This window comes from Streptacidiphilus jiangxiensis, from assembly GCF_900109465.1.
Lineage (GTDB): Bacteria > Actinomycetota > Actinomycetes > Streptomycetales > Streptomycetaceae > Streptacidiphilus > Streptacidiphilus jiangxiensis.
Window position 1 is genome coordinate 24490 of sequence record NZ_FOAZ01000004.1, and the last position, 23718, is coordinate 48207.

18 protein-coding genes are annotated in these 23718 nt (G+C 74.0%); 12 read left to right on the top strand and 6 right to left on the bottom strand.

Annotated elements, in window-relative coordinates; all coding sequences use genetic code 11:
* The first annotated feature begins 12 nt into the window (after positions 1-12).
* Entirely contained in the window at positions 13-975 is a 963-nt protein-coding gene (locus tag BMY61_RS09070) for a helix-turn-helix transcriptional regulator (protein ID WP_042441885.1), read from the top strand.
* 458 nt (positions 976-1433) lie between these two features.
* Here BMY61_RS09070 and BMY61_RS09075 read toward each other — a convergent pair whose 3' ends face one another.
* Positions 1434-6077, bottom strand: a complete 4644-nt coding sequence (locus BMY61_RS09075) for an ATP-dependent helicase (protein ID WP_042441884.1) — start codon at positions 6075-6077, stop codon at positions 1434-1436.
* A 284-nt stretch (positions 6078-6361) separates the two neighbouring features.
* Here BMY61_RS09075 and BMY61_RS09080 point away from each other — a divergent pair, with 284 nt between their 5' ends.
* Positions 6362-7858: a S8 family peptidase gene (locus tag BMY61_RS09080; protein ID WP_052438257.1), complete on the top strand. Its 1497-nt coding sequence runs from the start codon at positions 6362-6364 to the stop codon at positions 7856-7858.
* Positions 7859-7865: 7 nt separating this feature from the next.
* Here BMY61_RS09080 and BMY61_RS09085 read toward each other — a convergent pair whose 3' ends face one another.
* Complete coding sequence (locus BMY61_RS09085) at positions 7866-8510, bottom strand: TetR/AcrR family transcriptional regulator (RefSeq protein ID WP_042442026.1); 645 nt, start codon at positions 8508-8510, stop codon at positions 7866-7868.
* A 160-nt stretch (positions 8511-8670) separates the two neighbouring features.
* On the opposite strand from BMY61_RS09085, the gene BMY61_RS09090 reads away from it, so the two are divergent.
* From BMY61_RS09090 to BMY61_RS09105, 4 genes are all read left to right on the top strand, one after another.
* Positions 8671-10242 (top strand): MFS transporter, encoded by a 1572-nt coding sequence (locus BMY61_RS09090; RefSeq protein WP_063773152.1) that lies wholly within the window; start codon positions 8671-8673, stop codon positions 10240-10242.
* Between the two features lie 298 nt (positions 10243-10540).
* Positions 10541-11392 (top strand): AraC family transcriptional regulator, encoded by an 852-nt coding sequence (locus BMY61_RS09095; RefSeq protein ID WP_042441883.1) that lies wholly within the window; start codon positions 10541-10543, stop codon positions 11390-11392.
* Between the two features lie 5 nt (positions 11393-11397).
* On the top strand, positions 11398-12210 hold the full coding sequence (locus BMY61_RS09100) for an AzlC family ABC transporter permease (protein WP_143094246.1): 813 nt from the start codon (positions 11398-11400) through the stop codon (positions 12208-12210).
* A complete protein-coding gene (locus BMY61_RS09105) occupies positions 12207-12518 on the top strand; it encodes an AzlD domain-containing protein (RefSeq protein WP_042441882.1) in 312 nt (103 codons plus the stop codon). The genes BMY61_RS09100 and BMY61_RS09105 overlap by 4 nt, the downstream gene beginning before the upstream one ends.
* A 35-nt stretch (positions 12519-12553) precedes the next feature.
* Here the strand turns inward: BMY61_RS09105 and BMY61_RS09110 are convergent, their stop codons facing one another.
* The gene (locus BMY61_RS09110; protein ID WP_052438256.1) at positions 12554-13906 is read right to left on the bottom strand and encodes an MFS transporter; all 1353 of its coding nucleotides are present in this window, start codon (positions 13904-13906) and stop codon (positions 12554-12556) included.
* A 159-nt stretch (positions 13907-14065) separates the two neighbouring features.
* Here BMY61_RS09110 and BMY61_RS09115 point away from each other — a divergent pair, with 159 nt between their 5' ends.
* The 6 genes from BMY61_RS09115 to rny all read left to right on the top strand — a co-directional run bounded on the left by BMY61_RS09115 (position 14066) and on the right by rny (position 20521).
* Positions 14066-15310 (top strand): PucR family transcriptional regulator, encoded by a 1245-nt coding sequence (locus tag BMY61_RS09115; RefSeq protein WP_042441881.1) that lies wholly within the window; start codon positions 14066-14068, stop codon positions 15308-15310.
* A 20-nt stretch (positions 15311-15330) separates the two neighbouring features.
* Positions 15331-15525, top strand: coding sequence for a DUF3046 domain-containing protein (locus BMY61_RS09120; protein ID WP_042441880.1), 195 nt, complete (start codon positions 15331-15333; stop codon positions 15523-15525).
* A 71-nt stretch (positions 15526-15596) separates the two neighbouring features.
* On the top strand, positions 15597-16757 hold the full coding sequence (locus BMY61_RS09125) for an AI-2E family transporter (RefSeq protein WP_042441879.1): 1161 nt from the start codon (positions 15597-15599) through the stop codon (positions 16755-16757).
* Positions 16758-16906: 149 nt separating this feature from the next.
* Complete coding sequence (recA, locus tag BMY61_RS09130; protein ID WP_042441878.1) at positions 16907-18043, top strand: recombinase RecA; 1137 nt, start codon at positions 16907-16909, stop codon at positions 18041-18043.
* Positions 18044-18048: 5 nt separating this feature from the next.
* A complete protein-coding gene (locus tag BMY61_RS44050) occupies positions 18049-18891 on the top strand; it encodes a regulatory protein RecX (protein WP_236655811.1) in 843 nt (280 codons plus the stop codon).
* A gap of 217 nt (positions 18892-19108) precedes the next feature.
* Positions 19109-20521: a ribonuclease Y gene (gene rny, locus BMY61_RS09140; RefSeq protein WP_042441877.1), complete on the top strand. Its 1413-nt coding sequence runs from the start codon at positions 19109-19111 to the stop codon at positions 20519-20521.
* A gap of 17 nt (positions 20522-20538) precedes the next feature.
* Here rny and BMY61_RS09145 read toward each other — a convergent pair whose 3' ends face one another.
* From BMY61_RS09145 to BMY61_RS09155, 3 genes are all read right to left on the bottom strand, one after another.
* Entirely contained in the window at positions 20539-20931 is a 393-nt protein-coding gene (locus BMY61_RS09145) for a rhodanese-like domain-containing protein (protein ID WP_075003826.1), read from the bottom strand.
* Positions 20925-21440, bottom strand: coding sequence for a cupin domain-containing protein (locus tag BMY61_RS09150; RefSeq protein WP_236655810.1), 516 nt, complete (start codon positions 21438-21440; stop codon positions 20925-20927). The genes BMY61_RS09145 and BMY61_RS09150 overlap by 7 nt, the downstream gene beginning before the upstream one ends.
* 350 nt (positions 21441-21790) lie before the next feature.
* Positions 21791-23452, bottom strand: coding sequence for an FAD-dependent monooxygenase (locus BMY61_RS09155; protein WP_082014657.1), 1662 nt, complete (start codon positions 23450-23452; stop codon positions 21791-21793).
* Between the last annotated feature and the right edge of the window lie 266 nt (positions 23453-23718).

Genomic DNA, 23718 nt, shown 5'->3' on the forward strand with positions numbered 1-23718 from the left:
GATTTCGGGACCTTGCTGGAGACCTCGGCACGGCTGCTGCGTCTGCTCTCCCTGCTCCAGTCACGGCCCGACTGGCCCGGCGCCGAGCTGGCCTCCCGGCTGGGCGTCACCACCCGGACGATCCGCCGCGACGTCGACCGGCTGCGGGACCTCGGCTACCCCGTCGAGTCCACGACCGGTACCGCGGGCGGCTATCGGCTCGGCGTCGGCGCGGCACTGCCGCCGCTGCTCCTGGACGACGACGAGGCGGTCGCCGTGGCGGTCGGCCTGCGGGCCTCGGCGGCGGGCTGCGTGACCGGCAACGAGGAGAGCGTGCTGCGGGCGCTCGCCAAGCTGGAGCAGATGCTCCCCGCACGGCTCCGCTACCGCGTCAGCGCCATCCAGGCGGCGGTGCAGCCGTTGACGGCGCCCGGCGGGCCGAGCGTCGCCCCCGATCTCCTCGCGGCGCTGGCCGGCGCGTGCCGGGCCCATGAGGGCGTCCGCTTCAGCTACCAGGGCCGCACCAGGCGGGTCGAGCCGTACCGCCTGGTCCCCACCGGCCGCCGCTGGTACCTGCTCGCCTTCGACCTCGACCGTGACGACTGGCGCACCTTCCGCGTCGACCGGGTGGACGGCTCACTGCAACCGGGCGCCCGCTTCACGCCTCGACCGGCACCGGCCGAGGACCTGAACGCCTACCTGGGTGACCGTCTCACCTCCAGCCCGTACCGCTTCCAGGCGACGATCCGGTTCTTCGCCCCGCTGGAGCAGGTCGCCGAACGGACCTCGCCGACGGCGGGCCGGCTGGAGCCGGAGGGTGAGTCCACCTGCCTGTTCCACGCGGGGGCGTCGTCACTGGACGAGCTGGCGGTGCATGTGGCGCTCAAGGGAGTGGACTTCGAGGTCCTGGAGCCGCCCGAGCTCAGGCACCACCTGGCCCACCTGGCCGAGCGCCTCAGCCGGGCCGCGAGCGCCGCCACGCGCGAAACCGCGTGACGGCCCCCGGGCCTGCGGGCCTGCGGCCCTGGCCCTCGGCGCTGCGCGCGGAGCCCGGCTTCGGCCTCGGGGCCGGGGGCTTCCGGTCTCTGGCGCCGTGCCGGGCCTCCGGCCTGCGGGCCTCGGCGCTGGGGGCGGAGCCGGGCTTCGGTCTCGGGGCGGGTGGTCGCCGGTCTGCGGCGGTGTGCCGGGCGACCGGCCTGTGGCATTCGGGGCGTGGCGCGGGTGGAGGGCCCGGCTTCGGCCTCGGGGGGCTTTCGGTCTCTGGCGCCGTGCCGGGCCACCGGCCTGTGGGCCTCGGCGCTGGGGGCGGAGCCGGGCTTCGGTCTCGGGGCGGGTGGTCGCCGGTCTGGGGCGGCGTGCCGGGCGACCGGCCGGGGCCTTCGGGGTGTGGTGCGGGTGGAGGGGGCGGGGTGGGCCGGGATGCCTGCGGCCGCGCTTGCGACGGGCGGTGGGGCTCAGCCCCGGACGCGGAGCCCCCGCGGTGTCGGGACGAAGCCTGCGGCTTCGAGCGTCGGGCCGAGCGAGGACGTGAGCGCGGGCTCGCCGTTGATGCGTTCCACGACCAGGTCCCGCAGCGCTCCCTCGTGCACGGCCCGGACCAGCGCCGTCGCCGCGTGGCCGAGGCGGACCGGATCCGTCGCCCAGGTGAGGAGTGTCTTGCCCCCGCGTTCGACGTAGGCGACCAGCTCGCCGTCCACCAGGGAGACCAGCGCGCCCGCCTTGCGGCCCGGCTTGTGGGCCGACGCGCCGCCACCGCCCGGTGGCTCCGGCCACCCCAGCGCCGCGCCGTAGGCGTTCGCCGGGTCGGCCGCCGCGAGGACCACCGCCTGCGGTGCCTCCTCGGCACCGCCCTCCGCGCGCCGGTCCAGCGCGGTACTCACCGCGCGCAGCCGGTCGATCGCGCCGTCGGAGGCGAACTGGGCGGCGCCGAGGCCGTCCACGACGTAGCCGCGGCGGGTGCGGCCGGTGTCCTCGAAGGCGGACAGGACCCGGTAGACGCCGGCGAAGCCACCCGGCGCCCGCTCGGCCTGGACCGCGCCGCGGGTGACGACGCCGTGGCGGTCCAGCAGCGTCTGGGCGAGCGCGTGGGCGCGCTGCGTCGGGTCGGTGACCGCCGCGGGCAGGAGCGACCAGCGGCCGGCCGTCGTCGGCAGCTGCGGGACGCGCGGCATGGGGCGGGCGACGCCGTAGCGGGCGCGCGGGGTCGCGCGCGGGGCACGGTGGGCCGTCGCGCCCGGGGTGCGGCCGGAGCCGAGCACCGCGCGGAGCGGGGCGAGGGTGTCGTTGGTGATCCGGCCCGACCAGGTCAGGTCCCACAGGGCCGCGGCGAGCTCAGTCGGCGAGGTCTCGGCCCCGGGCAGCTGCCGCGCGACCTCCTCCGTCAGCTGACGGAAGAACAGCCCGTAGCCCGGCGCCAGCGCCGCGAGGACCGCGTAGTGCAGGGGGGTGAGCTCCAGCGGCAGCGCCTCCGGCAGCAGCAGCGGGGCGGCGTCCGCCGGGTGCAGGGCGACCCAGCCGTCCTTGCCGGGCAGGGAGCCCGCACCCGCCCAGAAGACCTCGCCCTGGGAGGTCAGCTCGTCGAGCATCGCGGGGCTGTAGTCGGCGACGCGGGAGGGCAGGATCAGCCGCTCCAGCGCGGACGCGGGCACGGGAGTGCCCTGGAGCTGCTCGACGGCCCGCAGCAGCCCGTCCACGCCGCGCAGCCGGTTCCCTCCGCCGAGGTGCTGCCACTGCGGCAGGAACGCCGCCAGGGCCCGCGGTGGCACCGGCTCGACCTCGTGCCGCAGCGCCGCGAGCGAGCGGCGGCGCAGGCGGCGCAGGACCTCGGCGTCGCACCACTCGGTGCCGGAGCCGCCGGGGCGGAACTCGCCCTGGACGACGCGGCCGGTGGCGGCGAGGCGCTGCAGGGTGCCGAGGACGACGGCCGGGCCGAGGCCCAGCCGGGTGGCCGCGTCGGCGGCCGCGAAGGGGCCGTGGGTGCGGGCGTGGCGGGCCAGCAGGTCGGCGAGCGGGTCCTTGACGGGTTCGGTGAAGGCCTCCGGGACGCCGACCGGCAGGGGCGTGCCCAGGGCGTCCCGCAGCCGGCCCGCGTCCTCGATCGCGGCCCAGCGCTGCTCGCCCGCGATGCGCACCTCGATCGCTCGCCGCGAGGCCTGGAGCTCGCGCGCCCACCCCGCCTCGGCGCCGCGCTCGGCGAGCTCCGCGTCGGACAGCGGACCGAGCAGGCGCAGCGCGTCGGCGACGCCCTCGACGTCCTTGACGCGGCGGTCGGGGGTGAGCCGCTGCAGCTCCGCCTCCAGCTCGGCCAGCACGTTCTCGTCCAGCAGTTCGCGCAGCTCGGCCTGGCCGAGGAGCTCCGCGAGCAGCCGCGAGTCCAGCGCGAGCGCGGAGGCGCGGCGCTCGGCGAGCGGTGAGTCGCCCTCGTAGAGGAACTGGGCGACGTAGCCGAAGAGCAGCGAGCGGGCGAAGGGCGAGGGTTCGGGGGTGGTGACCTCGACGATGCGGACCCGGCGTGACTCGATGTCCCGCATCAGCTCGACGAGCCCGGGGACGTCGAAGACGTCCTGCAGGCACTCGCGGACGGCCTCCAGCACGATCGGGAAGGACCCGAACTCGGCGGCTACGGAAAGCAGTTGGGAGGCCCGCTGGCGCTGCTGCCAGAGCGGGGTGCGGCGGCCCGGGTTGCGGCGCGGCAGCAGCAGCGCCCGGGCGGCGCACTCGCGGAAGCGCGAGGCGAACAGCGCGGAGCCGCCGACCTGGTCGGTGACGGTCTGTTCGATCGTGGTGGCGTCGAAGACGACGGCCTCGGCGCCGACGGGCGCCTCGTCGGCGGCACCGGCTTTGAGCGGGGCCTCCGGGTCGGGGAAGTCCAGCAGGTCCGCGTCCGGCAGGCGCAGCACGATGCCGTCGTCGGCGTGCATGACCTGCGCGTCCAGCCCGTGACGCTCGCTCAGCCGGGCGGCCAGCGCGAGCGCCCACGGGGCGTGGACCTGCGCGCCGAAGGGGGAGTGGACAGCGATCCGCCAGTCACCCAGTTCGTCGCGGAAACGCTCCACCACGATGGTGCGGTCGTCGGGGAGGTGGCCGGTGGCCTGGCGCTGCTCGGAGAGGTAGGCGAGCAGGTTGCCCGCCGCCCACGCGTCCAGCCCGGCTTCGGCGAGGCGGCCGGTGGCCTTCTCGGTCGGCAGTGCGGCGATCTCGCGCAGGAACCCGCCGACGGCGCGGCCGAGCTCCAGCGGGCGGCCGAGCGCGTCGCCGTGCCAGAACGGCAGCTTGCCCGGCACGCCCGGGGCGGGGGAGACGAGCACCTTGTCGTGGGTGATGTCCTCGATCCGCCAGGAGCTGGTGCCGAGGGTGAAGACGTCGCCGACGCGGGACTCGTAGACCATCTCCTCGTCCAGCTCGCCGACGCGACCGCCGCCCTTCTTCGGGTCGGCCCCGGCGAGGAAGACGCCGAAGAGCCCGCGGTCGGGGATCGTCCCGCCGGAGGTGACGGCGAGCCGCTGGGCGCCCGGCCGGGCGGTGACGGTGCCGGTGACGCGGTCCCAGACGATGCGGGGACGCAGCTCGGCGAAGGCGTCGGACGGGTACCGCCCGGCGAGCATGTCGAGCACACCCTCGTAGGCGGAGCGCGGCAGCCCGGCGAACGGCGCGGCGCGCTGGACCAGCGTGAGCAGCTCGTCGACGTCCCACTCGTCCATGGCCGTCATCGCGACCAGCTGCTGCGCCAGCACGTCGAGCGGGTTGCGCGGCACCCGCAGTGCCTCGATCTTCCCCGCGCGCATCCGCTCCGTCACGACGGCCGACTGGACCAGGTCCCCCCGGTACTTGGGGAAGACGACGCCGGTCGACACCGCGCCGACCTGGTGTCCGGCGCGGCCGACGCGCTGCAGCCCCGAGGCGACGGACGGCGGCGACTCGACCTGCACCACCAGGTCGACCGCGCCCATGTCGATGCCGAGCTCCAGGCTGGAGGTGGCGACGACGGCCGGCAGCCGGCCGGACTTCAGCTGCTCCTCGACCTCGGCGCGCTGCTCCTTCGACACCGAGCCGTGGTGTGCGCGGGCGAGGACGGGCGGTGCGGCCTTGTTCGCCCCCGCCTGCGCCATCAGCTGCGCGGGCGCGTGGGCGGCCGGGAGCGCCTCGCCCGCGGCGCGCTCGACGGCGATCTCGTTGAGCCGGTTGCACAGCCGCTCGGCAAGACGGCGGGAGTTGGCGAAGACGATCGTCGACCGGTGCGCCTGCACGAGATCGGTGATCTTCTCCTCGACGTGCGGCCAGATGGAGGCGGCCTGCTGCGGGTCCTCCTCGGGCGTGCCGTGGGTACCCCGACCGCCGGAGAGCTCGCCCAGGTCCTCGACCGGGACGACGACGGAGAGGTCGAACTGCTTCTCCGACGGCGGTTGGACGATCGTCGTGCTGCGGCCCGGGGAGAGGTAGCGGGCGACCTCCTCGACCGGGCGGACGGTGGCGGAGAGCCCGATCCGTCGGGCGGGCTTCGGCAGCAGCTCGTCGAGGCGCTCGAGGGAGAGCGCGAGGTGGGCGCCTCGCTTCGTCCCCGCGACGGCGTGGACCTCGTCGAGGATCACCGTCTCGACCCCGCGCAGGGCGTCCCGGGCGTTGGAGGTGAGCAGGAGGAAGAGCGACTCGGGGGTGGTGATCAGGATGTCCGGCGGGTGCGTGGCGAAGCGCCGCCGCTCGGCCGGCGGGGTGTCGCCGGAGCGGATCGCCACCTCGATCTCGGGCTCCGGCAGCCCCATCCGCGTGGCTTCCTGCCGCAGGCCGGTGAGCGGCGCGCGGAGGTTGCGCTGCACGTCCACCGCGAGCGCCTTCAGCGGCGAGACGTAGAGCACCCGGCAGCGCTTCTTCGCCTCCGCGGGCGGCGGCGCGGACGCGAGCCCGTCCAAGGCGGAGAGGAACGCGGCCAGTGTCTTGCCCGAGCCCGTCGGCGCGACGACCAGCACGTCGCTCCCGGCCGCGATCGCCCGCCACGCCCCCTCCTGCGCCCCGGTGGGCGCGTCGAACGCCCCCTCGAACCACGCCCGTGTGGGCGCGCCGAAGTTCTCCAGGGCGGACGGTGCGGGCTTTGCGCGTGCCATGCGCCCATCGTGCCCGCTGGGACTGACAAACGCGGGCCTTCACTTGCAGCGACCCCAGGGGCGCGAGGAACTGCGTGAGGAACCCTCCCCAGGCGGACGGCCCTGCTCGCTCGGGATCGGACTGCCCGGGGTGGCTTGTCGCGCAGTTCCCCGCGCCCCTGGGGCTGCGCCCCTGAAGGCCCCCGGCTGGCGGAGCTCGACGGGCGAAATCCGGCAAACCGTACATATCGTCGGAACATCCCTCGCCCGGGGCGCGGTCACGCGCCACGACCTCTGGAGGCCTGGTGGCGCGTGCCGCGAAGGGCCTGCGATCGGCGACGGCGCGGTGCGCCGTCGTGCTGGCGCTGGTGACCCTGCTCCTGGGTGGCGCCGTGCCATACGTCGGCGGCACCGGCCGTCTGTACCTCGCCTACCTCGTGGTCGCCGACCGCGCCGACTCCGGTGGGGTCGCCGTAGCGGACCAGGCGATCAGGGACGAGGAGGGCATGGTCGGCCAGGAGTACCCGCAGATCGGTGTCGTCCTCGCCTACGCCTCCGCCGCCGACTTCGGCGCGCGGGTCCGGGCGCACCCCGGGATCGCCGCGGCCGGTGCGAGCCGGACCGCTCCGGTGCCGGATCCGCGGGTGGGTACGCCCTACGGCGGGGCGCAGGGCACGGCCTCCGTGGTGTCCGCCAAGCGCGGCGGCGACGTCGCGTCCGGCGGCGACCTCGCCCCCGCCGACGACGTCCCGCTCGCCGCCGACCCGCACGGCCGCACCCAGTGGAACCAGCAGATGGTCGGCGAGAGCGACCGCCTCTCCGCCGCGGACAGCGCCGCCCTGAAGGACGTGGTCGTCGCCGTGCTGGACTCGGGCGTCGACGACACCCACCCGGACCTGCACGCCGCCGTCGACCCCTCCCGTTCCACGTCCTGCGCGACGGGCACGCCGGACACCCGGGCGGGCGCCTGGCGGCCCGACCCCTCGCTGGGCGAGAGCGGGCACGGCACGCACGTCAGCGGGATCATCGCCGCGGACCGTCCGGGTGACGGCGTGGTCGGTGTCGCGCCCGGCGCCCGGATAGCGGCGGTGCGGCTGCTCGGCGAGGCCGGCCAGTACTACGGCGAGAACATCGTCTGCGGCTTCCTGTGGGCCGCCGACCACGGCGCTTCCGTGATCAACGACAGCTACTTCGCCGACCCGTGGAAGTACAACTGCCCGGAGAACGCGGACCAGGCGGCCATCACCGCCGCCGTCGGTCGCGCGGTCAAGTACGCGCAGGACAAGGGCGCCGTGGTGGTCGCCTCGGCGGGCAACGACGGTCAGGACCTGGCCGGCGCGCGGATCGACGACCGCAGCCCGAACGACCGCGCGGACGGTGCCGCCGCCCCGATCCGGCACCTGGGCGCGGAGTGCATCCGCCTGCCCGGCGGCCTGCCCGGCGTGCTCGACGTGAGCGCGCTCGTCGCGGACGGCAGCCTGGCGGCCTACTCCAACTGGGGCTCCGGCCAGATCGCGCTGGCCGCCCCGGGCGGCGACCCGGACGGCGGCGTGGCGCAGGCCATCGTCTCGGACTGGCCGGGCGGCCGCTACGCGGCCCTCGCCGGGACCTCGATGGCGGCGGCGACGGTCAGCGGCGTCGCCGCGGTCGAGGCGGCCCGCCACCCGGACGTCCGCGGCGCGGCGCTTGCGCGCCTGCTGGAGCAGCGGGCCATGCCGCTGGGCTGCCCCTCCCGCAGTCCGACGGGCAAGGACTGCCCCGGCGGCCCCTACTACGGATACGGCCTGGCCGACGTGCGGTGACCCGGCCTCAGACGGTGAGCAGCCGTTCGAAGTAGCCGACGAACAGGTCCTGCAGCTGTTGTGTCAGGGCCGGGACCTGTTCCTCCGGGGCCTCGACCAGCAGTGGCAGCACGCCCTTGTACGCGGCGAGCATGACCGTCGCGCCGAGCTCCAGTCGCGTCGCGGGAAGGTCCGGCCCGTAGAGGGTGAGCAGGGCCGTGATCCGCTGGTGGGTGCGTGCCATCAGTGGCGCCTGGAGGTCCATCACGTGACCCGGCGCGCTGCCGCCGACGAAGAGGACGATGCAGGCCGGGTTGACCCGGTGGAACTCGACGATCGGGCCGAGCGAGACGGCGAGTGCCTGCTCCAGCGTGACCACGGACGGGTCCAGCACCGCGAACGGGGCGAGCAGCGCGTCCAGGTTGTCGGCGTAGTACTCCGCGAGGGCCGCCGCGATCGCGTCCTTGTTCGGGAAGTACTGGTAGAGCGAGCCGGGGGAGACGCCCGCCCGTGCGGCGATGGCGTTGGTCGTGGTGGCCGCGTACCCGGACTCGGCGAAGACCTGGCCGGCGGCCTCCAGCAGCTGGGCGATCCGGCGCTCCCCGCGGGCCTGACGCCGCTTCGGGCGTTCGGTGGCCGGCGGTTCGACGGGGGACGAGGTCTCGGCTGTCACCTTGCCGATGGTAGGGCCGTTGACGAATGCGAGCAATCACTCGTAATCTCGTGAACAGGAAATGCGAGTAAAGACTCGCGTTCTTGTCCGGGCCTTGACCTGCCCTTTTTCGGTGCATCGCGCCATCTGCCACCTCTTCCGCTCGTCCAGGGGGACACCCATGTCCGCAACCGTCGACACCGTCGGCACAACCGCTCTCGCCGCGCCCGCGCCCGCGCCGGGCGAGCGTGCCCCGGGCCGGGGCTGGACGCTCGCGATCGTCTCGATCGCGACGTTCATGCTGATGCTCGACCTGACCGTCGTGAACGTAGCCCTGCCCGACCTGCGCAACGCCCTGCACGCCGACTTCTCCGGCCTCCAGTGGGTCCTCGACGCCTACGCGCTGACCCTCGCCGCCTTCCTGCTGACCGGCGGCTCGCTCGCCGACCGGCTCGGTCGCAAGCGCGTCTTCATCGCGGGCTTCGCCGTCTTCACCGCCGCCTCCCTGCTCTGCGGCCTCACCCCGGACGTGCTGACCCTCAACCTCGCCCGCGGCCTCCAGGGTGTCGGCGCGGCCGTCCTCTTCGCCGTCGGACCGGCCCTGCTGGGCCACGAGTTCCGCGGCAAGGACCGGGCCATGGCCTTCGGCGTCTTCGGTGGCGTCTCCGGCCTCGCGATCGCCTTCGGCCCGCTCATCGGCGGTGCACTGACCAGCGGCGTCGGCTGGCGGTGGATCTTCCTGGTGAACGTCCCGATCGGCGTCGTCGCCATCGTCCTGAGCTCGCTTCGGATCCGCGAGTCCCGCGAACCCGGCACCCACGGCGTCGACTGGGCAGGCCTGGGCCTCTTCTCCGTCGCCCTCGGCGCGCTCGTCCTCGGCTTCCTGCGCGGCGAGGCGGAGGGCTGGACCAGCCCGCTGATTCTCTCCCTCCTCGCCGGATCCGTCGCGCTGCTCGCCGTCTTCGTCCTGGTCGAGCGGCGGCTCGGTGCCGCCGGGATGCTGGACCTCGCGCTCTTCCGCAACCGCACCTTCAACGGCATCTCCGCGGCCACGCTGCTCGGCAACGCGGCCGGCATGTCGTCGATCTTCCTGGAGGTCTCCTACGTCCAGAACGTCCTCGGCGCGACGCCGTGGCAGGCGGGCCTGCGCTTCCTGCCGCTGACGCTGATGCTGTTCGTCGTCGCGGCGGTCACCGGCAGCCTGACGGTGGCGGTCCCGCCGCGGCTCCTCGTCGGCACCGCGATGGCCCTGATGGCCGGCGGGCTCTTCGCGATGCGGTTGATCGACGTGCACAGCGACTGGACCGCGATGCTGCCCAGCATGCTGCTGACCGGCGCCGGGATGGGCATGTTCAACCCGCCCCGCGCGTCGCTCTCCATCGGCGTCGCGGAGCCTGCGCGGGCCGGTATGGCGGCCGGCATGGGCGAGACGTTCCAGCAGGTCGGCATCGCGATCGGCATCGCCGGGTTCGGCGCGCTCTTCCAGCACCGCGTCGGCGACCTCTTCGCGGCGGCGGTCCCGTCGCTCCCCGCGTCGGCGCGGGAGGCGGTCGCGGCGGGTGCGGGCGACCAGGTCGCCCGCACCGCGGGCCCGCTGCGGACGGCTGTCGCGGAGGCGGCACGGGCGTCCTTCGTCCACGGGCTCTCCGACGTCCTCACGCTGTGCGCGATCTGCGCGGCCCTCGCCTCGGCGATCGCCTTCGCGACGATCCGCCGCCGCGACCTCCACGAGAGCGCGATCGCTGGGCACTGAGGCCCAGTTGCACCCTCCGGCGGCGCAGCCGCCAGGGGCGCGAGGAACTGCGCGACAGGCCACCCACGGCCTTGAGATCCCGAGCGGACAGGGCCATCCGCCCCCGGAGGGTTGCTCGCGCAGTTCCTCGTGCCCCTTGGGGTGGCAACCACCTGCGGGAGCACGGCCCTGACCGGTCGCGCCCACACGGAGGAGCCGCACATCAGCAGAGCCCCGTGCCGCTCGGGCTCTGCATGGCGGACGTTTCAGCACCGCTCTCCGGTGGCGTGGGAGTCTTCCTGGAGGGGAGGGTGATGTCATGGGCGAAGAGCGCGCACACTACTGGCAGCATCCCGCGCTGCCGGGCGTGGACCTGCTGCGGGCGCACTACGTGCACCACACCTTCGGCAAGCACACCCACGACACCTACGTGCTCGCCGCCATCACCGAGGGCGTCGAGGCCTTCCAGTACCGCGGAGCGCTCGAGATCGCCCCGGCGGGGAGCGTCGCCCTCGTGGAGCCGGACCGCGTGCACACCGGGCACGCGGGGGAGCCGGACGGGTGGAGCTACCAGGTGCTGTATCCGAGCGCCGAGCAGGTCGTCGCCGTCGCCGCCGAGTTGGGTGCCACACCCGGCGCCCCCGGTTTCGGGACGGCGGTCGTGCACGACGACGAGCTCGCCCGGCTCGTTCTGCGGACCCATCTGGCCGCCGAGCAGAACCAGGCGCTGGCCGCCGGGACCTTCCTGCGCCTCGCGCTCGCGCGCGCCGTGCGCCTGCACTCCTCACAGCGGCTGGTCCGCGACCTGCCCGCGGCCGGGCGCGACGCCGCCCGCACCGCGCGGGACCTGCTCGCGTCCGGGCTGGAGGCGCCGCCCACCCTGGAGCAGCTCGCCGCCGCTGTCGGGACGGGACCGTTCCCGCTGCTGCGGGCCTTCCGGGAGGCCTACGGGCTGCCGCCGCACGCGTGGCTCACGCAGTACCGGGTGCGGACCGCGCGCACGATGCTCGACGCGGGTGTCGCACCGGCCGACGCGGCTGTGGCCGTGGGCTTCGTCGACCAGGCGCACCTGACCCGGCACTTCCGGCGGATCGTCGGCGTCCCGCCCGGCGCCTACCGGCGGGCGCGCAAGAACGTACAAGAAACAGGCGGGCCTGCACCGGCAGCATGAGCCGCATGACGGCACCCGCTCACCCATCCACGACCACCCCGCCCCCACCGACCTCCACCACGACCACCAGCACGACCGCGAGCGCTCGGACCGACCGCGCCGTGATTCGGGACTCGCTCGGGGTCGGCGTGGCGGTCGGGGTCTCCGGCGTCGCCTTCGGCGTGGCCGGGACCGCCGCCCACCTGACGGTGTGGCAGACCTGCGCGCTCAGCCTGCTGGTCTTCACCGGCGCCAGCCAGTTCGCGCTGATCGGCGCGCTGGCCGCGGGTGCCGCGCCGCTCGCCGCCGTCGTGGGCGCGCTGTTCCTCGGGGTGCGGAACTCCTTCTACGGGCTGCGCCTCGCGGAGCGGTTGGAACTGCCGCGCTGGGTGCGTCCCCTGGCGGCGCAGACGGTGATCGACGAGACGGCGGCGGTGTCGCTGGTCCAACCCGACCGGCGCTCGGCGCGGCTCGGTTTCGCGGTCACCGGGATCAGCCTCTACCTGATCTGGAACGCGACGACCCTGGCCGGGGCGCTGGGCGCCGACGCGCTGGGTGACCCGTCCCGCTACGGACTGGACGTGGCCGGTCCCGCGGTCTTCCTCGCCCTGCTGGCCCCCCGTCTGCGCGAGGGCGGCGCGGAGCGGGCGACCGCGCTGGTCGGCGCGGTGCTGGCGTTGGTCGCCGTGCCACTGGTCCCGGCGGGCGTCCCGGTGTTGATCGCGCTCGCGGCCGTGCCGGCCGTGCTGCTGCTCGGACCGCGACGGCAGGCGCAGGAGCAGGCTCGGCACCAGGCGCAGGAGCAGCAGCAGGAGCAGGCACGGGAGGACGGACGATGAACACGACCTGGCTGGCGATCCTGGGCACCGCGGTGGGCTGCTACGGCCTGAAGCTGCTCGGCCTCTCCGTCCCGACGGGCCTGCTGGACCGGGCCGCCGTTCGGAGGTTCGCCGCGCTTGCGCCCGTCGCCCTGCTGGCCGCGCTGACCGCGCTGCAGACCTTCGGGCAGGGTGCCCACGGGCTGACCCTGGACGCCCGGGCCGCCGGCCTCGCCGCGGCCGGGGTGGCGGTCTGGCGGCGGGCACCGTTCCTGCTCGTGGTGGTGGTCGCCGTCGCGGTCACGGCCCTGGTCCGCGCGGTGGCCTGAGGGCGAGGTCGGCCGCGCGGGCGGGAAGACCGCCGTCAGCCCGCCGCGCGCGGCCCGTCCAAGGGGGCGTCGGACGGGACGCCCAGCCGGTCGGCGTCCCGCTCCGGGCGGACCAGCAGGGCCACCAGGACGCCCGTGACGCCGACCATCGCGGCGCTCAGCAGGTAGGCCTCGCGGTAGCCGGCCGCCAGGTGACTGCCCGTCGTCAACGAGCCCACGACCAGCGGTGAGAGGACCCCGGCGAGGGAGTAGACGAAGGCCGTCGCGCCCAGCACGACACCCCGGCGGTCCGGCGGCGTGATCCGGGCGACCGCCGTCTGCGCGAGGATCAGCATGATGGTGGAGAGCACGCACGGCCCGACCGCGAGGACGATCTTGAGCGGCACCGAGTCGGTCAGCGCGAACCCCGCGCCCGAGACCGCCGCGACCACCGCCGCGGTACCGGTCCAGCGCGACAGGGCGGTGAACGTCCCGCCGCCCAGACGCGAGCGCTGGGCGAGCAGGCCGAAGCCCGTGACGGCCAGCGCGGAGCTGAGCCCCGTGCCCATGGTGACCAGGCCCGTCTGCGTCGCCGTCAGCTTGGCGACGTTGCGCAGGTAGTCCGCACCCCAGGTGAGCGAGGAGACGGTGGCCCAGTAGGAGGCGAAGGCGCCGAGCGAGCAGGCGATCCAGGTGCCCGTCAGCAGGATCCGCCGCAGCGGCAGCGCCGCAGCGGTGGGCGGGAGGGCCCGTGATGCCGCCTCGCCGCGGATCGACTCGGGGCCCTCGCGCCCCAGCCGCAGCCAGACCACGGCCCAGGCCAGGCCCGCCACGCCCACCGCGCCGAAGCCCCAGCGCCAGCCCGCACCGTTGATCACGGCCGTGAGCAGCGGCGCGGCGACGGCGACCCCGGCCGCCGAGCCGAGGCCCAGCACCGCCGTCGGCAGGCTGCGCTCACGGTCCGGGAACCAGGTGTAGAGGCTGTGGGTGGCGACCGGGAACGCGGGCCCCTCCGCCGCGCCGAGCAGCACACGGGTGGCCACCAGTGTCCCGAACCCGGCCGCGCCGAGCAGCATCGGCAGCTGCGCGACGGACCACAGCAGCGCCAGCACCAGCAGCAGCGTCGTGGTACTGATCCGGCGGGTGAGCGCGGAGACGCCGAACGCCGCCAGGCTGAAGAGCGCGAAGAAGGCGGCTGCGGCGCGCCCGTACTGGGCGTGAGTGATGCCGAGGTCGTGCATCATCGGGGTCGCGGCGAGCCCGAGGACGGTCTTGTCGGCGAAGTTGACCAGCATGAACGCCAGCAGCAGCCAGGTGGCCCGCCAGCCGGCGGACCGGACGGCCCGGCCCGAGGAGCCGTCGGCCTGGACGGCGGGACCGTCGGCCGCGTCCGGGGTCACGGTGGTCACGAGGTACCTCCACACGATCATGCCTGCCTGCTTGCACGCGCTGCGTGCAAAGGAGCCTGCCTGCCGTCGGCGGACGGCGACAACGGACGGCGTCACACATGACCGCCCCGCATACTGTGATGCGTCACAGAGGGGTCGGAGGAGCACGGATGGCCGAGGATGGCTGAGGGCGCGTCCCAGCTGCCGCTCTCGCCGCAGGCGCGGGCGCTGGCCGCGCGCTGCGAGGGGCAGGTCAACGAGCTGGCGCGGCGGATCACGCGTGAGGACTTCGCCGTCTTCCCCGGCTACGAGGTGCTGCCGGAGGACATGAAGCACACCGAGATGGCCGCCACGGTCCGCTACGGCCTGCGTCTCTTCTTCACCCTGGTCCGGGAGGACCGGGTCGGCCGTGGCGAGGAGTTCCGGCTGTTCCAGGAGCGCGCGGCCCAGCGCGCCGAGGAGGGCTGGCCGCTGCACCTGCTGCTGCGCACGCACCTGATCAGCCGTCACGCACTCTTCCGCACGCTGCGTGCGGCGGCGGAGCCGGGGGAGGAGGCGGCCCTGGCCGAGCTCGCCGACCTGCTGCTCGGCAGCTCGGCCGAGGTGATCGGCGCGGTCGCTGAGAGCTACCAGGTCGAGCAGTCCGCGCTGCTCGTGGAACGGCGCGAGCAACGCCGCACGCTCGCCCGCGCACTGTTGGCCGGGTTCCCGGTGCTGCCCGGACGCCTGGAGGAGGCCGGCCTGCAGCACGGAGCGCTGGTCCTCGCCTTCGACGTCGCGGCGCCCCGGACGCACTCGCCGGAGCAGCCGCCCTCCGTCGCGCTCGGACGTCGGCTGCGACGGGTGCAGGCCGTGCTGGAGCGGACCTTCGAGACGGAGGTGCTCGTCGTCGCCGAGGCGGAGGGCGGGTACGCGCTGGTGCCGGCCGAGGCCCTCGGCCCGCGCGGAGCGGAGCCGGCCCGGGTGCCCGACACGCTGGCCGCGCGGCTGGGCCGCACCTGCGAGGCCGACGTCTGGCTGGCCGCCGCCGCGGCGCCGGACGGCCCGCGGATCGCCTCCGCGGGCCGCACGGCGAGCGAGGTGCTGCGGCTCACCCGCGCGCTCGGACGTCGCCCCGGCGTCTACCACCTCGACGACGTGCTGCTCGAGTACCACCTCTCGCGCTCCGACGAGGCGAGCGCGCCCCTGGCCGCGCTGCTCGACCCGCTCGCCGACCGCCCCGAACTCCTCGACACCCTGCGCGCCCACCTCGCCCACCAGCAGGACCGCAGGGCGACGGCGCGCGAGCTCGGCCTGCACCCCAACACCGTGGACAACCGGATGGCCCGCGTGGGCGAGTTGATCGGCATCGACGTCACCGCGCCACGCGGCTACGCCCTCGCGCTCACCGCGCTGACTCTGCGCGATCTTCGTGGACCGGCCTGAGCGGACGCGATACTGGGCGCATGCGCCTGACCGAGTTCTGGAAGCGGATGTACGCCCACTTCGGCGAGAGCTATGCGGAGAGCTTCGCCACCGACCACGTGATGACGGAGTTGGGTGGCCGCACCGTCCAGGAGGCGCTGGCCGCGGGCTGGGAGGCGAAGGACGTCTGGCGCGCGGTCTGCGTCAGCATGGGAGTCCCGGAGTCGAGCCGGTAGTTGCATCCGCCCCTGGGTGGTGCAACTGCCTCGTTTGCCGGAATTCGACCTGTCTGCGTAAGACTGTCCGCGTGGCAAGCAGTGAACAGACCCCCGATCCCGTCGTCGACCCCGCCCGCCCGCGCCCGAGCGGCATGCCCCGCTGGCTGCCCCGCGCCGTCGTGCTCGTGCTGCTGCTCGTCGGGCTGTTCCAGCTCGCCAGTTGGGCCTTTCTCCAGCTGACCGGATTCCTTGCGACACTGCTCGTCTCGTTCGTGATCTCCCTGGCCATGGAACCCGCCGTGGACCGGATGGCGGCCCGTGGCATGCGTCGCGGGCTCGCCACCTTCCTGGTGTTCCTCGTCACGATCGTCGTCACCGCCGGCTTCGTCGCCGCGATGGTGACGCTCCTGGTGGACCAGGCCGGCCAGGTGGCCACGCAACTGCCGCACCTGCTGCAGGAGGCGCTCGACCGGTGCAACAGCACCTTCGGCACCGACTTCTCCATGGACAAGCTCCAGCAGGCCCTGCTGAACAACGCGGGCAGTGTCGAGCAGTGGGCACAGAAGGCCGCCAACAACATCTGGGGCGTCTCCAGCTCTCTCCTCGGCGGCGTCTTCCAGCTCTTCACCATCGCCCTGTTCACCTTCTACTTCACCGCCGACGGGCCCCGGCTGCGGCGGGTCGTCTGTTCGGTGCTGCCGCCGCACCGCCAGCAGGAGGTGCTGCGGGCCTGGGAGGTGGGCATCGAGAAGACCGGCGGCTACCTCTACTCCCGCGCGTTGCTCGCCTTCTGCTCCGCGGTCGCGCACTTCGTGGTCCTCGCACTGCTGGGCATCCCCTACGCCGCCGCGCTGGCGATCTGGGTCGGTGTGGTCTCGCAGTTCGTGCCGACCATCGGCACCTATCTGGCCGGCGCGCTGCCGATCCTGGTCGCTCTCACGGTGAACCCCTGGTACGCGCTGTGGATCCTGGTCTTCGTGATCGTCTACCAGCAGGTCGAGAACTACCTGCTGCAGCCGCGGATCACCGCGCGGACCGTGGAGATCCACCCTGCGGTCGCGTTCGGGTCGGTGATCGTCGGTGCGGCGCTGCTCGGCGCGGTGGGTGCGCTCATCGCAATTCCGGTGACGGCGACGGTGCAGGCGTTCGCCGGCTCCTACATCCGACGGTACGAACTGGTTGATCATGCGCGAGTCGGACGGGAGGCTGGACCGAAGAAACGGGAAGAAGCGAACAATGCAGACAAATAACCGCTTGACTTAAATTCGAACGCACGTTCCCTATACTGGATTGCGGCACGTTATCCACAGGCTTGCCCTCAACGGGGGCCGTTTGTCAGTGGTGCGCGCTAGCGTCTTCGGTGATGAAGCGTTCAGCACAGACCCCCAAGGTGGCACCCATGGCAGCAGCGAACGATCGCGAGCGGGCCCTCGAGACAGCCCTCGCACAGATCGAGCGACAGTTCGGCAAGGGCTCCGTCATGCGCCTCGGCGACGAGGCCCGAGCTCCGATCGCGGTGATCCCCACGGGGTCGATCGCCCTCGACGTGGCGCTCGGCGTCGGCGGCCTGCCGCGCGGCCGCGTCGTCGAGGTCTACGGCCCCGAGTCCAGCGGTAAGACGACGCTGACCCTGCACGCGGTCGCCAACGCGCAGAAGGCCGGCGGCGTCGTCGCCTTCATCGACGCCGAGCACGCGCTCGACCCGGACTACGCCAAGAAGCTCGGCGTCGACACCGACGCCCTGCTGGTCTCCCAGCCGGACACCGGTGAGCAGGCGCTGGAGATCACGGACATGCTGATCCGTTCCGGCGCCGTCGACCTCATCGTCATCGACTCCGTCGCCGCACTCGTGCCGCGCGCCGAGATCGAGGGCGAGATGGGCGACTCCCACGTCGGTCTGCAGGCCCGGCTGATGAGCCAGGCGCTGCGGAAGATCACCGGTGCGCTGAGCCAGACCAACACCACCGCGATCTTCATCAACCAGCTGCGTGAGAAGGTCGGCGTCATGTTCGGCTCGCCCGAGACGACGACGGGTGGCCGCGCGCTCAAGTTCTACGCCTCGGTCCGCCTCGACATCCGCCGGATCGAGACGCTGAAGGACGGCACGGAGGCGGTCGGTAACCGCACCCGCGTCAAGGTCGTCAAGAACAAGGTGGCCTCGCCGTTCAAGCAGGCCGAGTTCGACATCATCTACGGCCAGGGCATCAGCCGCGAGGGCGGCCTGATCGACATGGGTGTCGAGCACGGCTTCATCCGCAAGTCCGGCGCCTGGTACACCTACGAGGGCGACCAGCTGGGCCAGGGCAAGGAGAACGCCCGCAACTTCCTGCGGGACAACCCGGACCTGGCCGACGAGATCGAGAAGAAGATCAAGGAGAAGCTGGGCGTCGGCCCGAAGCTGGACACCCCGGCCGAGGCCGCTCCGGCCGTCGGTGAGGCTCCGGCCGCCGCCGCCGCCGCCGGCGCCAAGGCGCCCGCCGCTCGCGGCAGCAAGGCCAAGGCCGCCGAGGCCGTCCCGGCGGAGGTCAAGGCCTGAGCGCGGTGACGCCGTCGTCGACCGAGAGCGCGTGGGGTCCGCGCGATTGGTCCTCCCACGGGGGCGGCGGCAGCTGGCCGGAAACGCCGGCTGACCTCGCCCCCGCCCCGGGCTCCAGGCCGAGCCCCGGGGCGGAGCCCCAGCCGGGCGAGGCCCGGTTCGGCGACGCCCCGTTCGGCGAGGCTCGCTCCGACAAGCCGGCGCCCGGGCGCGGTGCACGCGGGCGGCGGTCCGACCGACGGGGCGGCCGACGATCCGCGGACGCGGCCGGTGGGGCGTCCGACGAGGCTTCGGGTGAGGACGCGCCCGTCGGGGCCGCGGCCGATCCCGCCTCCCGGGCCCGGGACATCTGCCTGCGGCTGCTGACCGGGCAGGCCCGCACCCGGCGCCAGCTCGCCGACGCGCTGCGGCGCAAGGAGATCCCCGACGAGGTCGCCGAGCAGGTGCTGGACCGGCTGACCGAGGTCGGGCTGATCGACGACGCGGCCTATGCACGCTCCTGGGTGGAGCAGCGGCAGCGCAGTCGGGGCCTGGCCCGGCGCGCCCTGGCCGGGGAGCTGCGGGCCAAGGGCGTCGACAGCGCGTTGGTCGCCGAGGCCGTGGCCGAGGTCGATCCGGACGACGAGGAGGCGGCGGCCCGCCGCCTGGTCGAGCGCAAGCTCTCCTCCACCCGCGGTCTGGACCGTCAGGTCCGGCTGCGCCGCCTCGCGGGCATGCTGGCCCGCCGCGGCTATCCGGAGGGCCTGGCCCTCCGCGTCGTCCGCGCCCTGCTCGACGAGGAGGCCGCCGAGGACGACGAGTCCGCCGTCGGCCTCGAGAACGACCACCTCGACTCCGGCGAGGAGTGACGCGGGTGCGTCCCGGTGCTGTTGCGTACCGGTGTTGCCTCCTGAGGCGGACGCGACCCGCGCCGCCGCTGCTACCGAACGGTCAGGAGCAGTCGCCATCTTGACCGTTTCGTAACCCGGACCTAGCCTCACCATGAGTGATGAGGGGCCGATGCCAGCCTCGCACCGAGATCGCACTGTGATCACGGCGTGATCCCGCGCCGGACGGGGAGGGCTGATGACGCTGGCAGTCGGCACGACGACGGCAGTCCCGATCCTGATGCTGGTTCTCGGCCTGATCCTGCTCTGCGTCGCGGCGTTGGCGGTGCGCCAACTTCTGCACGGTGCCCGGGAGCGGGCGTTGGAACTGGACCGGCGCGAGGAGCGCAGCGCGGAGCGCGAGGCCCGCATCGACGAGGAGCAGCGACGGCTGCTGCAGCGGGAGTTGGACACCGCCCAGGCCCAGGCCGAGGTCTCCGTGCGTACCGAGGAGCTGCGTGCCGAGCGGCGGCGGATGCTGGAGGAGGTGGCCGGCCTCAGCGCGGCGGAGGCGCGGGCCGAGGTGGTCCGCTCGGCCGAGCAACAGGCCAAGCGCGAGGCCGTGCTGACCGTCCGCGAGATCGAGCGGCAGGCGCGGGCGGACGGAGAGGCCCGGGCCCGGGAGATCGTGGCCTCCTCGATCCAGCGTGTGGCCGTCCAGGGCACCACCGACTACGTCGTGACCGCCGTGCGCCTGCCGGGCGAGGAGATGAAGGGTCGGATCATCGGCCGCGAGGGCCGCAACATCCGCTCCTTCGAGTCCGTGACGGGCGTCAACCTCGTCATCGACGAGACGCCCGAGTCGGTGCTGCTCTCCTGCTTCGACCCGGTTCGTCGGGAGGTGGGCCGGCTCACCCTGGAGGAGCTGATCGCCGACGGCCGGATCCATCCGCAGCGCATCGAGGACGCGTACCAGCGCAGCCTCGTCGAGGTGGAGCGGCTCTGCCAGGCGGCGGCGGAGGAGGCCGTCGCCCAGGTCGGCATCGACGAGCTCCACCCCGAACTGCTGCGCCTGCTGGGCCGGTTGCGCTACCGCACCTCCTACGGGCAGAACGTGCTGGGCCACCTGGTGGAGTCCGCGCACCTGGCCGGGACCATGGCGGCGGAACTCCACGTCGATCCGACCCTGGTCAAGCGCTGCAGCCTGCTCCACGACATAGGCAAGGCCGTCACCCACGAGGTCGAGGGCAGCCACGCCCAGATCGGCGCGGAGCTCGTCCGGCGCTACGGCGAGTCGGAGGAGGTGGTGCACGCGGTGGCGGCGCACCACAACGAGATCGAGCCGCAGACGGTCGAGGCGGTCCTCACCCAGGCCGCGGACGCCTGCAGCGGCGGACGCCCCGGCGCGCGCCGGGAGTCGGTGGAGCTGCACGCGCGCCGTCTGGAGAAGCTGGAGCAGATCGCGCGGCGGCACGAGGGCGTCTACAAGGTCTACGCGATGCAGGCCGGTCGCGAGGTGCGGGTGATGGTCCTGCCGGAGGCGGTGGACGACCTGCAGGCGCAGGTCATCGCGAAGGACGTGGCCCGCGAGGTGGAGAACGAGCTCACCTACCCGGGCCAGATCCGCATCACGGTGATCAGGGAGAGCCGGGCGACGAGCTTCGCCCGGTGAGACCCCCGGGTGGGCCGCTACTTCGAGACGGTCAATCCCTCCGCCTTCCAGGCCTGGAAGCCGCCGATGAGGTCCGTTGCGCGGTGGAGGCCCAGGGCCTGGAGGGAGCGGGCGGCCAAGGAGGAGGCGTAGCCCTCGTTGCAGACCACGATGACCAGGCGGTCGTGGTCCGTCGTCTCGGGCGAGCGGTGGCTGCCCTGGGGGTCCATGCGCCACTCCAGCTCGTTGCGCTCCACGACGAGCGCGCCGGGGATCAGCCCGTCCCGGTCCCGCAGTGCGGCATAGCGGATGTCGACCAGCAGCGCGTTCTGCTCGACGAGCGCGGCGGCGGCCTCCTGCGGCGTCAGCCGGTGAAGGTGGGTGCGCTCCCGCTCCAGCAGCGCGTCGATCCCGATGGGTGTGCTCACCAGTCCTCCTGCGTCTCGACCGCGGCCACGCTCAGCACGTCGCCCTGCCGGGCGTAGCGGCGCAGTTGCGGCAGCGGCGGGTGGTAGACGTGCACCGAGACGGCGTGGCCGGTCGCGGACGGGTTGATCACCTGGTGCACGTGGTGGGGGCCGAAGGCCCGGCCGCGGCCCGCTTCCAGTGTGCGCTGCCGGTCGACGCCCTCCTCCAGTTCCAGGCTGCGCCAGCCCGCGCTGGGCAGCGGCATCACGAGCGACAGTTCGCTCAGCTCACCGAGCGCGGTGACGAACGCGCCGCTGGAGCCGCCGTGGTCGTGCCAGCCGGTCTCGGAGCCGGGCGGCCAGCCGATCAGCCAGGCCTCGCTGCCGCCGGGGCCCTCCAGCCGGATCCAGGTCCGCTCGGTCGGATGCAGGGCGAGCCGGGCCAGTACCTCCGGATCGGTGGCGGTGGCGCGGGCGAACTCCAGCAGCGTCGCGAGGTCGGGTGCGGAGGATGAGGATGAGGGTGCGGGCACGGGTGACGGGGGTGCGGAAGTCTGCAGCACGGTGGCGTCCTGGGGTCGTCGGAGCGATGACGGGGCGCCGCCGGGCAGCGGGACCGGGCGTGCGTGCGCGTCAGGGCGCGACGGATGCGGTCAGCGGGCGCGGCGGCGTGGGGTGCCGTGTGAAGGGCTGTCCGTGACGACAGCGAGAAGTGTTCTTCTCCAGCCGGGCGTCAGGTCAGCCCGGGGTACAGAACAGGCGGGGGCACCGGACGACGTCCAGTCGCGTGCTGCGGACTGACCGCAAGACGATGATCCCCATGGCGGGAGTAGAGCACGCGCTCAGAAGATGGTCAAGAAGGCTTCCACCATGAGGACGGGCCTCAGGGCTGTCCGGCAGGAAGCGTCTCGAGCCGAGGGGCGCCCTCGCCGGTGCCGGCGCCGCGGGGGACGGGTAGCTCGGAAGCGGCGTTGCGGGCCCGGTCCGCCAGTGCCACGAGCTCCTCGGGCCGGCTCCCGGGTGTGGCGGCCACCAGGTGCCCGTCGGGGCGGATCAGCAGCACGGTGTGGGCGGGGGCGCCGGGGTAGCTCTCGGTGACGAGCAGTTCGGCGGGGACGGGCAGCTCCTGGGTCACCTCGGTGAGCTGCGGCATCAGCCCGGCGCCGAGCCAGTGCTCGGTGGCCCACACGCCCGTGCCCGGGGCGACGAGTACCACCAGGAAGCCGCGCCCGAGCCGGGCGCGCAGCCGGTCCCGGGTGCCGTCCGCGGTGATCACGGACAGGTCCTGGACCAGCACGCCCGGGCTGGTCGGGCTGAGCCCCGGCGTGAGCGCGGCGCGGCCCTGGCCCGGCGCCGGGTAGGCGGGCGCGCCGCCGAGCCGGCCGGTGCCGAGGCTCCCGTCGGAGAGCAGCTCGGCGTTGCGGCGCAGCGAGCCCGAGAGGAGGCTGCGGCGCGCCTCCAGCAGCGGGGTGCTGGGCTGCAGCAACGGCATCGCCTGGTCGACGGCGCGCAGCCGCGCGATGACCGCGCTGCGGCGCTCCTGCTGGTAGGTGGTCAGCAGGCGTTCGGGCGCGTGACCGTGCCAGACCAGGCCGAGCTTCCACGCGAGGTTGTCGACGTCGCGCAGGCCCTCGTCGAGGTTCTGCATGCCGAGCGCGCCCAGCAGGTGCGCGGCGTCCCCGGCGAGGAACGCGCGGCCGACCTGGAAGCGGGTGGCGAGGCGCTGCTGCACGACGTGGTCGGCGCTGGAGATCAGCTCGTAGCCGGGCACCCGGCCGTCGTTCCACGCCGCGAGTGTCGCCCGCAGCTGTTCGATCAGTTGGTCCGGGCTGAACCCGGGCGCGCGCGGGGGCAGGCGCCAGTCCAGCCGCCAGACGCCGTCCGGCAGCGGCCGGGCCACGACCTCGCGCGCCGAGGGCGCGCCGGAGTGGCGCGGCTGGTCGCGGTGGAGCAGGGCCTCGCCGGGGAACGGGAGGTCCGCGCGGATCGTCGCGACCGCGTAGTGGTCGGCGGCGGCACGTCCGGGGAAGCGCAGCGCGAGCCGCTTGCGGACGGTCGAGCGCGGGCCGTCGCAGCCGACCAGGAAGCTGCCGTGCAGCCAGGTGCGCTGCGTGCGCACGCTCACAGCGGCCTCGCCGGGCTCCTGCTCCAGCTCCAGCAGCGCGGATTCGGGCATCAGCTCGACCAGCCCGGTGGCGGAGACGGCGTCCCGCAGGCCGCGCAGCAGCCGGTGCTGGGCCAGGTGCAGGACGTCGTCGTGGCGCAGCTCGACGCTGTGCAGTTCGCGGCCCCGACGCAGGGTCCGCCAGGCGGTCCAGCCCCGACCGTCGGCGGTGACCCGGCCGTACCCGATGCGCTGGAGCAGTTCGACGGTGTCGGCTCGCAGGACGGTCGAGCGCGCGCTCTCCGGGGCGAGCCCCGTGCCCTCGTCCAGCACCAGGCTCGGCACGTCGTGCCGGGCGAGGGCGAGCGCGAGCGCGAGGCCGATGGGACCGGCACCGGCGATGATCACGGGGTCGGAACCGGAGGGGGCTGGGCCAGTCATAGAAGGAAATGGACCAGATCGCCTGTACCGCCGTCAAGCAGCGTCAGGCGTACGCCGGTTCACTTCACACGCCCGTGCGAACGGCTACCCGTTTCTGCGAGGCTGAAGATGCACGATCAGGGGTGCGGGGAACTGCGCCACAAGCCACCCACGCAGGTGGTGCACCGAACGCGCAAGGCCATCCGCACAGGGTGGTTTCTCGCGCCCGGGCGGCGGAGCCGCATGTGTCGGAGCCTCGCGCCCCCGGGGGTGCAACCGCAGGAGGG